General features: G+C 62.4%; 10 protein-coding genes. 9 read left to right on the top strand and 1 reads right to left on the bottom strand.

The annotated features are described in order from the left end of the window. Positions 1-10 precede the first annotated feature (10 nt). Entirely contained in the window at positions 11-985 is a 975-nt protein-coding gene (locus ACSFB7_RS20355) for a tripartite tricarboxylate transporter substrate-binding protein (protein WP_435473318.1), read from the top strand. 306 nt (positions 986-1291) lie between these two features. Here the strand turns inward: ACSFB7_RS20355 and ACSFB7_RS20350 are convergent, their stop codons facing one another. Next, a complete protein-coding gene (locus tag ACSFB7_RS20350; RefSeq protein WP_435473316.1) occupies positions 1292-2101 on the bottom strand; it encodes an IclR family transcriptional regulator in 810 nt (269 codons plus the stop codon). A 161-nt stretch (positions 2102-2262) separates the two neighbouring features. Between ACSFB7_RS20350 and ACSFB7_RS20345 the strand changes: the two genes are divergently transcribed. From ACSFB7_RS20345 to ACSFB7_RS20310, 8 genes are all read left to right on the top strand, one after another. Then, entirely contained in the window at positions 2263-3138 is an 876-nt protein-coding gene (locus tag ACSFB7_RS20345) for an amidohydrolase family protein (RefSeq protein WP_435473314.1), read from the top strand. A 7-nt stretch (positions 3139-3145) separates the two neighbouring features. Next, positions 3146-4663, top strand: coding sequence for a sugar ABC transporter ATP-binding protein (locus ACSFB7_RS20340; protein WP_435473312.1), 1518 nt, complete (start codon positions 3146-3148; stop codon positions 4661-4663). A gap of 19 nt (positions 4664-4682) precedes the next feature. Next, positions 4683-5711: an ABC transporter permease gene (locus ACSFB7_RS20335; protein ID WP_435473310.1), complete on the top strand. Its 1029-nt coding sequence runs from the start codon at positions 4683-4685 to the stop codon at positions 5709-5711. Between the two features lie 30 nt (positions 5712-5741). Beyond that, positions 5742-6698 (top strand): ABC transporter substrate-binding protein, encoded by a 957-nt coding sequence (locus tag ACSFB7_RS20330; protein ID WP_435473308.1) that lies wholly within the window; start codon positions 5742-5744, stop codon positions 6696-6698. Positions 6699-6725: 27 nt separating this feature from the next. After that, a complete protein-coding gene (locus tag ACSFB7_RS20325; RefSeq protein WP_435473306.1) occupies positions 6726-8006 on the top strand; it encodes an L-fuconate dehydratase in 1281 nt (426 codons plus the stop codon). A 37-nt stretch (positions 8007-8043) separates the two neighbouring features. Continuing rightward, positions 8044-8820, top strand: a complete 777-nt coding sequence (locus ACSFB7_RS20320; RefSeq protein ID WP_435473304.1) for an SDR family oxidoreductase — start codon at positions 8044-8046, stop codon at positions 8818-8820. An 84-nt stretch (positions 8821-8904) separates the two neighbouring features. Then, complete coding sequence (locus tag ACSFB7_RS20315; RefSeq protein ID WP_435473302.1) at positions 8905-9234, top strand: L-rhamnose mutarotase; 330 nt, start codon at positions 8905-8907, stop codon at positions 9232-9234. Between the two features lie 298 nt (positions 9235-9532). After that, positions 9533-14152 carry an RHS repeat-associated core domain-containing protein gene (locus ACSFB7_RS20310; RefSeq protein ID WP_435473300.1) on the top strand — a complete coding sequence of 1540 codons (4620 nt, stop codon included), beginning with the start codon at positions 9533-9535 and terminating at the stop codon, positions 14150-14152. Positions 14153-14906: the final 754 nt, after the last annotated feature.

Genomic DNA, 14906 nt, shown 5'->3' with positions numbered 1-14906 from the left:
CGGAGACTTCATGAAAAAACTGTTCGCCCTCGCGGCGATTGCCCTTGCCGCCGGCGCCCACGCGCAAGACTTTCCATCCGGCAAGTCGGTGACCATCGTCGTGCCCTTCGCGGCCGGCGGCCCCACCGACCGCGTGGCGCGTGACCTGGCCGAAGCGCTGCGCAAGCCGCTGGGCGGCGGCACCGTCATCATCGACAACGTGCCCGGCGCGGGCAGTTCCATCGGTGCAGCCAAGGTGGCCCGCGCCACGCCCGATGGCTACACGCTGCTGCTCAACCACATCGCGATGGCGACCGTGCCGAGCCTGGTGCGCAACCTGCCGTTCAAGGTCGAGACCGATTTCGAGTACCTGGGCATCGTCAACGACGTGCCGATGACGCTGATCTCCAAGCCCAGCATTCCCGCGACCAACTACAAGGAACTGACGAGCTGGATCGCGGCCAACAAGGGCAAGATCAACATCGGCAATGCGGGCGTGGGTTCGGCCTCGCACCTGTGCGGCCTGCTGTACCAGAGCGCGACCAAGACCGAGATGACCGCCGTTCCCTACAAGGGCACCGCGCCGGCCATCACCGACCTGATCGGCGGCCAGATCGACCTGCTGTGCGACCAGACGACCAACACGACGCCGCAGATCCAGGCGGGCAAGGTGAAGGCCTTCGCGGTGACCACGCCCAAGCGGCTTGCGCTGCCGATGCTGAAAGACCTGCCTACGCTCGATGAGGCCGGGTTGAAGAATTTCCAGGTGACGATCTGGCACGGGCTGTACGCCCCCAAGGGCACGCCCGCGCCTGTGCTGAAGAAGCTCAATGATGCGTTGAAGGTGGCACTGAAGGACCCGGACTTCATTCATCGCGAAGAGCTGCTGGGTGCTGTTGTGGCTACCGATGGTCGCATCGAACCTGCGGGCCACAAGAAGTTCGTGATCGACGAAATCGCCAAGTGGACGCCGATCATCAAAGCGGCTGGCGTCTACGCTGAGTGAGTCTTTTCGGGGCGGCACTCACGCCGACACGGTGCTCTTTTTCGCGAATGTCCCCCGCTTCGCTCCTCCTTTATTTCGCGAAAAAGAGCCCCGTATCGGCGCGAGCGCTGGACAGAGCGGTGGTTGATCGCACGATCACCAGCAGCGTGCCCATGTGCGAATGGCACCGGGTGCTCCCCGCAGCGAAATAAAGGAGGAGGGGCGCGCAGCGCCCCGGGGGACATTCGCGGAGGGGAGCACCCGGTGTCATTCGCACTCGCCCCGAATGCACCCGAACCCCACGGCAACAAGCGACGAAACAACCCTCTATGTGGCATTAGCGACAAGAGACAGATCACGCGCAGCCTGCAACATCAACTCGCGCGCACGGTCCAGTGACGGAATCGCGTGCCGGTCGATGCGCCGGATGTACGGCGTGGTGAGCACCGCCAGCGCATGGCCGTGCGGCCCGAGGATCGGGCACGAGATGTCGATCACACCAAAGTACTGAAGACTCTCCCTCTGCCGGTAACCCGTGGCGCGCACCGCTTCGAGCATGTGCTCCAGTTCGTCGGGCGGTATCTGCACCTCACCGTCGAGCGCTACGTGCTCCGCCAACATCTGCTTGCGCCGCGCATCCGATTCGCAGGCCAACAGCACCTGACCCGAACCGGTGTCCAGCAGATTCACACGCGTGCCCGGGCGCACCGTCATGCTGCTGGCGGCCGGGCTGTTGACCTGCGCAACGATCTGCACATTGCCCCGGTCGTACACGCCCAGATGGCACGCCTGCTCGGCCTCTTTCGCATAACGGTCCATCACCGGCAACGCCTGCGTGACCAGCCGATGGTTCGGCGGATAGCGGTGCGCCAGGTCGAACATCTTCAGGCTCAGGCTGTAGCGATCGCCCGCGAGCGAACGCAGCACGTACTGGCGCGCCACCAGCCGTTCGAGCATGCGATAGATCTCGCTCGGGCCGCGGTCCAGCGCCTTCACGATCTCGCCGCGCGTCAGGCCCTCGGGCTGGTCGGCGAGCAGTTCGAGGATGTCCAGGCCCTTGTCCAGCGCAGGCGCGCGGTAGCGGTCGGGGTCTTCGGCGGCCTTGGCCGTGGCTTCGGATTGAAGAGATTTGTTCACTGGTGAATTTCACCAGCGACCTCGGCTTTTTGCAAATTTCGTTCTACGGGTAAGCCCCGACGAATCGCGCTTGACGCTGAAAATTCGCATGTAAATACTCTGTTCGTATATGGACTAGAGAGGCAAGGCGTCCGGCGGCATCCTGCTGCCCGCGTCCCGACATGATCCAGCGCATCGACTCCCATCAGCATTTCTGGCGGCCCGCGCGCGGCGACTATGGGTGGCTGCGCGCCGAGGTGCCCGCCGTGGCGCCGCTGGTGCGCGACTTCCTGCCCGAGCACCTTGCACTGTTGCTGCAAGCCCATGGCGTGAGCCGGACGGTGCTGGTGCAGGCGGCCGACTCGGAAGCCGAGACCGACTTCATGCTCGAACTCGCGACGGCGCACGAAGTCATCGGCGGCGTGGTCGGCTGGGTCGACCTGAGCCGGCCCGATGCTGCAGCCTCGCTGGAACGCATGGCACGGCACCCGAAGTTCAAGGGCGTGCGGCCGATGCTGCAAGACCTGCCCGATGACGACTGGATCGCACACAGGCCGCATCCCGATGCAGTGCAGGCGCTGATGCAACTCGGCCTGCGCTTCGATGCACTGGTGAAGCCACGGCATCTGTCGCCGCTGCTGCGCTTCCTGCAAGACTGGCCGCAGTTGCCCGTGGTGATCGACCATGGCGCCAAGCCACCCGTGGGTGCGCACGACAGCGAGGCCTTTGCGCAATGGCGCAAGGACATCGCCGCGCTCGCCGCGTTGCCACACGTGCGCTGCAAGTTCTCAGGCCTCTGGGGCGAAGCGCCTTCGTCCACGCACCACCGCATCGATGCTGCAGTGAGCGCGGTCCGCCCCGTGTGGGAGCACCTGCTCGAATGCTTCGGCCCCGCGCGCCTCATGTGGGGAAGCGACTGGCCGGTGCTCACGCTGGTCGGCGACTACGCCGATTGGATCTCGGTGAGCGATGCCTTCATCGGACAGTTGTCGGCCAGCGAACAGGCGCAAGTCTGGTGCGGCACCGCGCAACGCTTCTACGACATCGCCACGGACTGACCGCGCCATGCCACCCATCGTCACCATCCGCGACCTCTGCAAATCTTTTGCCGGCGTGCGCGCGCTCGACAAGGCGCAGTTCGATCTGCTGCCCGGCGAGGTGCACGCCCTCATGGGCGAGAACGGCGCCGGCAAGTCCACGCTGATGAAAGTGCTCGCGGGCGTCTACAGCAAGGACTCCGGCGATGTGACGTTCGACGGCCAGCCCGTGGACATCGCGAGCCCGCGCGCCGCGCAGGCGCTGGGCATCGGGATCATCCATCAGGAGCTGAACCTGATGAACCATCTGAGCGCGGCGCAGAACATCTTCATCGGCCGCGAGCCGCGCGGGCGCTTGGGCCTGTTCATCGACGAAGAGGCCATGCGCGCCGAGACCCAACGCATCTTCGAGCGCATGAACCTGCGGCTCGATCCGCAAACGCCCGTGGGCGAACTCACGGTGGCCAAGCAGCAGATGGTGGAGATCGCCAAGGCGCTGTCTTTCGATTCGCGCGTGCTCATCATGGACGAGCCCACTGCCGCACTCAACAACGAAGAAGTGGCCGACCTGTTCCGCATCATCGGCCAGCTCAAGTCGCAGGGCGTGGCCGTGGTCTACATATCGCACAAGATGGACGAGTTGAAACGCATTGCCGACCGCGTGACCGTGATGCGCGACGGCCAGTACATCGCCACCGTGCCGATGGCCGACACGCCGATGGATTCGCTCATCGCCATGATGGTCGGGCGCCAGCTCACCGAGGTGGAGAACGATTTTCCCGATACCTCGGGCAACGAGATCGTGCTCGAGGCCCGCGGCATCACGCGCGGATCGATGGTGCGCAACGCCAGCTTCGTGCTGCGCAAGGGCGAGATCCTGGGCTTTGCCGGGCTCATGGGCGCGGGCCGCACCGAGCTGGCGCGGGCCGTGTTCGGCGCCGATGCCATCGACGCGGGCGAGGTCCGCGTGCGCGGCAAGAAGGTGTCGATCAAGTCGCCGCAAGACGCGGTGTCGCACGGCATCGGCTACCTCTCGGAAGACCGCAAGCACTTCGGCCTTGCCACCGGCATGGACGTCGAAACCAACATCGCGCTGCCCAGCATGAAGCGCTTTGTGTCGATGGGCGTCTTTCTCGACCAGGCGGCCATCGAGGCGGCCGGCCAGCGCTATGTGAAGCAGCTCAACATCAAGACGCCTTCGGTGCACCAGCAGGTGCGGCTGCTCTCGGGCGGCAACCAGCAGAAGATCGTGATTGCCAAGTGGCTGCTGCGCGACTGCAGCGTGCTCTTCTTCGATGAGCCCACGCGCGGCATCGACGTGGGGGCCAAGGCAGAAATCTATCGCCTGCTCAACGCGCTGGCCGAGCAGGGCAAGGCCATCGTGATCATCTCGTCGGAGCTGCCCGAGATATTGCGCATGAGCCACCGCGTGCTGGTGATGTGCGAAGGCCGCATCACCGGCGAGCTGACGGGGCGCGAAGCCTCGCAGGAAAAGATCATGCAGCTCGCCACCCGTCGCGAAGCCGCCGCCGCCACCGCCCCCTGATGACGACTGGAGACACCCTTTGACGACCCCCACCGCCACCACCACCGCTGCATCGCCCGGCTTCTCGCTGAAGGCGCGGCTCTTTCGCCCGGCCACGCGACAGAAGATGCTGGCCTTTGCCAGCCTGATCGTGCTGATGGTGTTCTTCAGCCTCGCGTCACCACAGTTCCTGCAGGCCGACAACCTCGTGAGCATTCTTCAATCGACCGCAGTGAACGGCGTGCTGGCCATTGCCTGCACCTTCGTCATCATCACGGCGGGCATCGACCTGTCGGTGGGCACGCTGATGACCTTCTGCGCCGTCATGGCCGGCGTGGTGCTTACCTACATGGGCATGCCGCTCGCGCTCGGCATTGCGGCCGCGATTCTTTTCGGCGCGCTGGCCGGCTTCGTGTCGGGCGTGCTGATTGCCAAGCTGAAGATTCCGCCCTTCATCGCCACGCTCGGCATGATGATGTTGCTCAAGGGCCTGTCGCTGGTGATCTCGGGCACCAAGCCGATCTACTTCAACGACACGCCCAACTTTTCCGCCATCTCGCAAGAATCGCTGATCGGCTACTTCATTCCGTCGCTGCCGATTCCGAACGCGGTGCTCATCCTGTTCGTGGTGGCGATTGTGGCGAGCATCGTCCTCAACAAGACCATCCTCGGGCGCTACACCTTCGCGCTTGGCAGCAACGAAGAAGCGGTGCGCTTGTCGGGCGTCAACACCGACTTCTGGAAAGTCGTGGTCTACACGGTGAGCGGCGGCATCTGCGGCATTGCAGGTTTGCTCATCGCGTCGCGCCTGAACTCGGCGCAGCCCGCATTGGGGCAGGGCTACGAACTCGATGCGATTGCGGCGGTGGTCATCGGCGGCACCTCGCTCAGCGGCGGCACCGGCACCATCGTCGGCACGATCATCGGCGCCTTCATCATGAGCGTGCTCACCAACGGCCTGCGCATTCTCTCGGTGGCGCAGGAGTGGCAGACCGTGATCACCGGCGTGATCATCATTCTTGCCGTGTACGCAGACATCCTGCGCCGCCGCGGCAACAGCAAGCACTGAACCGATTTCCATAACCACAGGAGACATCGCATGATCCAGAGAAGAGCAGTCACCACCACCTTGGGTGCGGCCCTCATCGGCCTGTCGGGCTTTGCGGCGCACGCGCAGCAGGCGCAAGAGATCTACATTCCGCTCGTGTCCAAGGGCTTCCAGCATCAGTTCTGGCAGGCCGTGAAGTCGGGCGCCGAGCAGGCTGCCAAAGACTTCAAGGTCAAGGTCACCTTCGAAGGCCCCGAGACCGAAGCGATGGTCGACAAGCAGATCGACATGCTCTCCGCTGCGTTGGCCAAGAAGCCGCAGGCCATCGGCTTCGCGGCGCTCGACAGCCAGGCCGCCATTCCGCTGCTGAAGAAGGCGCAGGCCGCGAAGATTCCCGTGGTGGCGTTCGACTCGGGTGTGGACAGCGACATTCCCGTCACCACCACCACGACCGACAACAAGGCAGCCGCTGCACTGGCCGCCGACAAGATGGCCGAGCTGATCGGCAAGAGCGGCGAAGTCGCGCTGGTGGTGCACGACCAGACCAGCCGCACCGGCGTGGACCGGCGCGATGGTTTCGTCAACCGCATCAAGTCGACCTACCCGAACATCAAGATCGTGAGCGTGCAGTACGGCGGCGGCGACCAGCTCAAGTCGACCGAGATCACCAAGTCGATATTGCAGGCCTCGCCCAACCTCAAGGGCATCTTCGGTGCCAACGAAGGTTCCGCCATCGGCGTGGTCAACGGCGTGCGGGAGATGAAGCGCAACGGCAAGGTCGTGATCATCGGCTACGACTCTGGCAAGCAGCAGAAGAACGCGATTCTTGACGGCAGCATGGCCGGCGCCATCACGCAGAACCCCGTGGGCATGGGCTACAAGACCGTGGAGATGGCCGTGAAGGCGATCAAGGGCGAGAAGCTGCCCAAGATCGTCGACACCGGCTTCTTCTGGTACGACAAGACCAACATCGCCGACCCCAAGATCGCGGCCGTGCTGTACGACTGATTCTTTTCAGGAAGGCCCGAAGACCTCATGACCATCGTTCGATCGATGCGCGTCCTCGACGTGCGCTTTCCCACTTCGCAGCAGCTCGACGGCTCCGACGCGATGAACCCCGACCCGGATTACTCCGCGGCGTACGTCGTGCTCGAAACCGACCAGCCCGGCCTCGAAGGCCACGGCCTGACCTTCACCATCGGCCGTGGCAACGAGATCTGCTGCGCGGCCATCGAGGCCATGCGCCATCTGGTCGTGGGGCTCGATCTGCAATGGGTGGCGCAGGACATGGGCCGCTTCTGGCGACACATCACCTCCGACAGCCAGTTGCGATGGATCGGCCCCGACAAGGGCGCGATCCACCTGGCCACCGGTGCGGTCGTCAATGCGATGTGGGACCTGTGGGCCAAGTCCGAAAGCAAGCCCGTGTGGCAACTGGTGGCCGACATGAGCCCCGAAGCGCTGGTGCGCTGCATCGACTTTCGCTATATCACCGACTGCATCACGCCCGAAGAAGCGCTCGCGTTGTTGCGCGATGCGGCTGTCGGCAAGGCCGGGCGTGTTGCCACGCTGCAGGCCGAGGGCTACCCCTGCTACACCACCTCGGCCGGCTGGCTTGGCTACTCTGACGAGAAGCTGCGGCGGCTGGCGCAAGAAGCGGTCGATGCGGGCTTCAACCACATCAAGCTCAAGGTGGGGCGCGACCTGCAGGACGACATTCGCCGCCTGACCGTGGCGCGCGAAGTGCTCGGGCCCGATCGCCATTTGATGATCGATGCCAACCAGGTCTGGGAGGTCGACCAGGCCATCGACTGGGTGCGGCAACTGGCCTTTGCCAAGCCCTGGTTCATCGAAGAGCCGACCAGCCCCGATGACGTGGAAGGCCATCGCAAGATCCGCGAAGGCATTGCGCCCGTGGTGAAGGTGGCCACCGGCGAGATGTGCCAGAACCGCATCATGTTCAAGCAGTTCATCATGCGCGGCGCCATCGACGTGGTGCAGATCGATGCGTGCCGGCTCGGTGGGGTGAACGAGATTTTGGCGGTGATGCTCATGGCCGCGAAGTACAAGCTGCCCGTGTGCCCGCACGCCGGCGGCGTGGGCCTGTGCGAGTACGTGCAGCACCTGTCGATGATCGACTACCTCTGCATCAGCGGCACGCGCGAAGGCCGTGTGATCGAGTACGTCGATCACCTGCACGAACACTTCGTCGAGCCCTGCGAGATCCGCGGCGCGGCGTACATGCCGCCGAAGGGCGCGGGCTTTTCCATCACCATGAAACCCGAATCGCTCGAACGCTACCGCTTTCGGGGATGAACGGAACAGACAAAAAAAGGAAAGGCGCTGCGCAACCATGGACCTGCATCTGAAAGACAAGGTGGTGATCGTGACCGGCGGCGGCAGCGGCATCGGCGCGGCCATCTCGCTCACGCTGGCGCGCGAAGGGGCGGTGCCGGTGATCTTCGGCAAGAACCCGCTCGATGCGCCTTTTGAGGAAGAGCTGCGCGCACTGCAGCCGCGCGCGCTGTTCATCCAATTCGAGCTGATGGAAGAGGGCGCTTGCGCCAAGGCCATCGAAAATACCGTCGCCGAGTTCGGCCGCATCGACGGGCTCGTCAACAACGCGGGCGTGAACGACAGCGTGGGCCTCGAAGCGGGGCGCGAGGCTTTCGTCGCATCGCTCGAGCGCAACCTCGTGCATTGCTATGTGATGGCGCATTTCTGTTTGCCGCACCTGAAGGCCAGCAAGGGCGCCATCGTCAACATCTCGTCGAAGACCGCGGTGACGGGGCAGGGCAACACCAGCGGCTACACCGCCGCCAAGGGCGCGCAACTGTCGCTGACGCGCGAGTGGGCCGCGTCGCTGCTGGAAGATGGCGTGCGCGTCAACGCGGTGATTCCGGCCGAGGTGATGACGCCGCTGTACCAGCGCTGGATATCGGCTTTTGACGAACCCGACCGCAAGCTCGCAGCCATCACCGACAAGATTCCACTGGGGCGGCGGATGACGACGCCGCAGGAGATTGCGAACACGGTCGTGTTTCTGCTGTCGGAGCAGGCCTCGCATACGACGGGGCAGTGGGTGTTTGTCGATGGCGGGTACACGCATCTGGATCGGGCGTTGACCTGATCTTTCTTTTTCTTTTTCTTCTTCTTCTTCTTCTTCTTCTTCTTCTTCTTCTTCGCCCTTCTCACTGGAACGAACGAGCTGCCCATGCGCCACTGCCTTGCCCTGGACCTGAAGGATGACCCGAAGCTGATTGCGGAGTACGAGGCGTATCACCGCAACATCTGGCCCGAAGTGCGCGCGCATCTGCATGCGCATGGCGTGACGGGCATGGAGATCTATCGGCTCGGCACGCGGATGGTGATGCTGATGGAGACGGATGACGCGCGGTATGACGCGGAGGCGATGGCGCTTGCGTCACAGAGCGATCCGAAGATCCGGGAGTGGGAAGCGCTGATGTGGAAGTTTCAGGCGCCTACGCCTTGGACGCCTGAAGGGGAGAAGTGGGTGGCCATGGGGCGGATATTTGAGTTGTAGGTGTTGGTGGTTTTGACGGCTTGCTTGTGGCCGGCTGTGATCGCTGGACCTGCATGAAGGGTGATGCTTGGGCTGGGTGAGTTTCATCTCTGCAACGAATGCGCGGATGGAGCGCGTACTTCCCTACTCAGCTGCTCGTCGAAGTCTCTCTCGCCATTGATCTGGCGTTGTCTGTCCGCGGGCTTTCGGCTAATCTGAAACAACTTGTACGGAGTGCGCTGCTTGGCGGTGCGCGTCACCTGAGGGGGTGATTGGCTGATCAACTGGGGTGCTGCCGGAGGCGGCGGAGGAGAAAAGCATGGCGAAGTCGAACTTCAGGTTCGAGGTTCCGGATCGCGTGGCCTACTTTTATCGACTGGCTATCGCGTTCCGGTTGAAGCTCTCTAAGAGGGGGATTTTTTCCATTGCAAGAGTTCGGGGACTGTTCGAGCGAACAGCGTCCCTCCTCGGAATTGTCCTGTTGCTTGCGGGACCCTCGACGGCCGGAGCTACTGTTCCCCTAACTTATCAGTATCTAGGCTATTGGGAGCTTTTCAGCCGCTCTGAGCCCCGCTTCTCTAGCCCTGAGGAAGGCTGTCAGTGGTTGCAGAACCAATCGATTCCGGGAAGACCTTATGCATCTCTAACCCCGGTGGGCCCACTGCCTTGGCGCCCGTGGGCTCCAGGCATGAATTGTGGCCATTTCTTTTATGGTCCCGGGGGGCCGGCGGGTGGGCAGCTCATGATCGCCTACGAGACTCTGTATCCGGAGTATTCCGTCTTCTGCGCAGCGGGGACGACTCCCGTAGTTGGCGCTTGCGCTTGCAATCCTGGTTTCGTCGAGGACGCCTCCCGTACTTTCTGCACTTCAGCTCCGCCAGAGCCAATAGAGCCGCCCCTAACTCAGCCTGAGCAAATTTGTCGTTCAGACGGCGCGGCGGCCGCTAGTCCTGATGGATTGGAAACACCCAATCCTATTTTTCCGGCTACGGCTGAAAAACATCGTAGAGAGATAGATTGGGCCGATGATGGTCCTGCCGCGCTACGTCTGGTGCGCACGTACCGCAGCAATTGGGCGTATGACCTTACTCGATCTTCTCGGGGATTGGGTCAGAGTTGGAGCCACAACTACGGCACGGCACTCACCGCGTTTCCAAGCAGCGCTCCGCTATCTGTGACCATCGTGCTGTCGGATGGTTATCGCCGAACTTTCTCGAGGGCCAGCACGACCGTCCCGTGGAGTATTGAAGGCAGTGCCGACAAGCTTATATCCGCTGATGACGGTTCGTGGAGTTGGTCTCGCGCGGACGAAGGCCGAACATACAACTTCACTGCTGATGGAAAGCTACAGACCGCTGTAGCCCGCAACGGCTGGGCGGAGGCCTACACATACAACTCTTCGGGGCAACTGGCTACTGTCACCAATGCATTTGGTCGGGCACTCACTTTCGCCTACGCCAATGACAAGCTCGCTGCAGTCACGACACCCGACGGTCGAGTGATTGGCTATACCTACGACTCGTCTGGGCGCCTGTCGATGGTCATCTACCCCGACGGCAAGACGCGCAGTTTCCTCTACGAAAACCCTGGCTACACGCAGGCACTCACCGGCGTCGTCGATGAGACAGGAGGTCGATGGGGAACATTCAGTTATGACGATCAGGGCCGAGCCGTTGCCAGCGAACTGGCCGGCGGAGTCGCACGCTATCAGGTCACTTATCCGCGCAGTGGATGGCCAACTTATGGAGATCCTTCCGTCACGGATCCGCTGGGCACGGTTCGTACCTACCAATACTCCCGTATAGCAGAGAAGTTGGTGGTCATATCCAGTAGCCTACCTTCGGGTGAAGGTAAGCCAGATGCACGCGTCCGCGGGCAAGGCTCCGATGGCTCTCTCACGGACGAGACCGACTTCAAAGGCGTGATGACCAGAATAACCGTGGACACGGTTCGACATCTCCCGACTGTAGTTTGGCGCGGCGGTGGTGCCCCCGAGAGGCAATTCGTCACGACCCAGTGGCATCCCAGTTTTTCGCTGCCCATTCTCATCACTGAGGCCGGGCGTAGTACTGCTTACACCTACGACGCAGCTGGCAACGTATTGTCTAAGACCATCACCGACACCGCTGCCAACAAGGCACAGCTCTGGCAGTGGACCTACAACGCTCGGCAGCTCGTCGAGACTGCCACCGAGCCCAATGGCGCGATCACTAGCTACACCTACGACCCCCGAGGCAACGCTCTCACATCCACCAATGCCCTGGGCCACGTCACCAGCTACACCTATGACATCGCCAATCGCGTCGTCAGCACTACCGCTCCCAACGGCCTCCTCACCACCTACACCTACGATGCCCGTGATCGTCTGCTGACCCAGACCGTCGGCGGACAGACCACAACACTCACCTACAAGCCCTTCGGCACCGTCGAGACCGTGACGCTGCCCACTGGCCTTGTGCTGACCTACAACTACGACGCGGCCCACCGCCTAACAGGATGGAGCAACAACCGAGGTGAGAGCGACAGCTACACCCTCGACGGCATAGGCAACCGCACCGCTGAGCAGATCAAGGACAGCGCCGGCAATGTCGCCTGGAGTGTTGCTCGCACGGTCAACAACATTAATCGGTTGTCCTCCAAGACCGAAGGCCCGAATCGGACCAACAGCTTTGGCTACGACGCCAATGGCGACTTGATCACCCAGATCAACGGCCTCAACGAGAGCACTCAGTACGCTCTGGACGACCTGCGGCGGGTCAAGGCCGTGACCGATGCAGCCAACGCAACAGCCACGCTGAAGTACAACGCCCTGGACGCCGTCACCGAAGCCAAGGACTTCAAGGGCGTCACCACCGCCTACACCCGAGACGCCCAAGGCAACGCCACCACCGAAGCCAGTGCTGACGTGGGCAGCGCCAGCACCCAGTACGACAACCTGGGCCTGCCCAGCCAGATCACCGACGCCCTGGGCCAGGCCACGACCATCACCCGCGATGCACTGGGCCGCCCCACAAGCCTGGTCTTCGCCGACGGCAAGACCACCACCCTGCGCTACGACCTCGACGCCAACAGCAAGGGCTACCTCTCCGAGATCGTCGATCGCAGCGGCACCACCGAGTACTTGCGTGATACCTTCGGCCGCGTGATCCGCAAGCGCCAAACGCTGGCCAATGGCAGCGTGCAGCAGGTCAAGTACGAGTACAACGCCAACGGCACGATGGCGGCGCTCATCTACCCCAACGGCCCGACGCTCACTCATCAGTACGACAGCACGGGCCGACTCTCGGGCCTGAGCCTGAACGGCACGCCGCTCATCACCAACGTCGCCTGGAACCCGCTGGGCCAGCCCATCGCCTGGACTTGGGCCTTCGCGAGTCCGAGCCTCGCGGCCTATCGTGTCTACGACACCGCAGGTCGCCTGACCACCACCGAGTTCAGCAGCTACGTCTACGACGCCGCAGGCCGCATCACGAGCTTGACGCAGAACCTGTACCAGCCCGGAGACACCGACCCGACGCACAGCACCATCTCCCTGGCGCCGCAGACATGGAGCGTGGGCTACAACAACGTTGGGCGCATCACCAGCTTCAACGCCACGGGCAACACCGCAGGCTTCGGTTACGACACCAACGGCAACCGAAGCAGCAGCACCCGGGCCGTCAACGGACTGAGCACCAACCGCACGTACACGGTGGGCGCATCGAGCAACCAACTGACAGGCTTCACCCAGAGCATCAACGGCGCGAGCAACACCAGCGTCACCTACGGCTACAACGCCAACGGCGACCTCGTGAGCGATGGCCTGCGCAGCTACACCTACGACGCCGAAGGGCGCCTCGGTGCATCGACCACAGGCGCCACCGATGTCAGCCCAACCACGCGCTACGCGCACAACGCGCTGGGGCAGCGGGTGTTCAAGACCGAGCCACTGTATCCACCGAACCAGGGCAATACGGCCGATCCGGGGTTCATGCAGAGCCTGATTGCGTTCTTCACCAAGTTGTGGAGCCCGAGCACAAGCCAAGCTGAACAACTGGGCTACGCGTATGTGTACGACGAGCAGGGCACGTTGATCGCAGAGGTGGGCAGCGGGGGCACGAACAGTGCGGGGCAGAGCCAGTACATCTACCTGTCCACGGCCAACGGGCCGATGCCGATTGTGGCCATCGTCAACGGCAACACGTTTGCGGTGCACAGCGATCACCTGAACACGCCGCGCAAGCTGACGAATGCGGACGGGCAAGCGGTCTGGCAGTGGAGCTACAGCGCGTTCGGGGAAGACAAGCCGACGCTGGCGAGGAACCGGTTCGCAAATCCGGAGACGACACCGAATCCGGGCAGCACGAACCTATCGGAGGTGAAGTTCAACCTGAGGTATCCGGGGCAGTATGCGGATGAGGAGTCGGGGCTGTTCTACAACTACTTCCGTAGCTATGACGCGAGGACGGGGCGGTATAGCCAGCCGGATCCGATTGGGCTCGATGGAGGATGGAGTCGATTCGGGTATGTGAATGCAAATCCTCTCAGCCTTGCTGATTCCTATGGGCTTGCGACATTGACCCTGACTGGCGGGGGCTCACTGGTTCTAGGCGGAGGAGGTGAGGGCAGTTTGGGAATCTACGTTAGCAATAAGCCCTTCGATATTGGCATCGTGGTATCTGGTGGGATGGGAGCCGGTGCAAACGTCGGTCTGAGCGCTCAGTTGGGGTATGTGCCGGGGGATCTGTCCAACGTTTCTGGCAAGACCAAGAACTACAACGGCTCCTGCCTTATTGGGAGTGGGACCTGGATGACAGATCGCAAGACGGGAGAATTTTCTGGAGCTTCGGTTGGGCTTGCCGGCAGGCTTGGGGGCTCGCTGACTAATGCTCGGACGGGCACAGTGGGCCTTCGAGATGGGTTTGAGTGGTTGTTTAACAAAATCGGAGGAGTCAAGTGAGCTTGTCCCCGCGATCGAAGTTCGTCGTTGCGGCAACCGTTTTCGTCGCCGTCGGTTTGGGAATCGCCGTTGCCGCAGCTGAAACAAAATCTCAATTCCCGCTCATGATCTTGTTCTTCTTGTGGATCGTGATCGGGTCCTATGGACTTATGAAAATCTCTTGCCCTCGTTGCGGAACACCGGTGGTTTACCAAGGCAAGGTCGGGCGATTCTCGATCTATGCGGGATTCGTGCGACGCAGTTGCCAGAACTGCGGTCAGAATCTGAGTAGGGCTGAGTAACTCATCAACAGGCTGCAGCCTCTGAGATCTGAGGCCAAGCCGGAGGCCATGCTGTCCATCCAAGTTGACTGGGTCGCGACGGACGTCAATCCGGAGCAACACCGCCGTCACAGCGCAGCGTTCAAGGCGCAGGTTCTGACGACATGAGCCGAACCAGGCGCCTCGGTTCCGTTGTCGTTTGGGCTGAACGACAATCTCGTGCGTCAACGGCGTCGCCGCCGCAGGGCGAGGTTATTGCGAACGGTAGTATCGACGACAGTTGCCAAGCCTGTGACCTGCCCCCGATTTCTCCAAGACATTGATTTCTAGGAAGATGGCTCCCGCCCGAAGAAAGTCGGGGTCAGACTCTCGTTTGCTCCGACGACGGCAAAGAAGTCAAACCACTGATACAGAGAGAAAAAGCTGCTTCTGCCTTGGTCGTGATCGGTATGTCAGCCCTTCACGCGATACATGTGATGTCTATCCAGACTGGT

Origin of the sequence: Variovorax raffinosi, from assembly GCF_051216615.1 — a bacterium.
Classification (GTDB): Bacteria; Pseudomonadota; Gammaproteobacteria; order Burkholderiales; family Burkholderiaceae_C; genus Variovorax.
The sequence above is the reverse complement of the archived record's forward strand: the minus strand, read 5'-3'. Positions and strand labels throughout refer to the sequence as shown.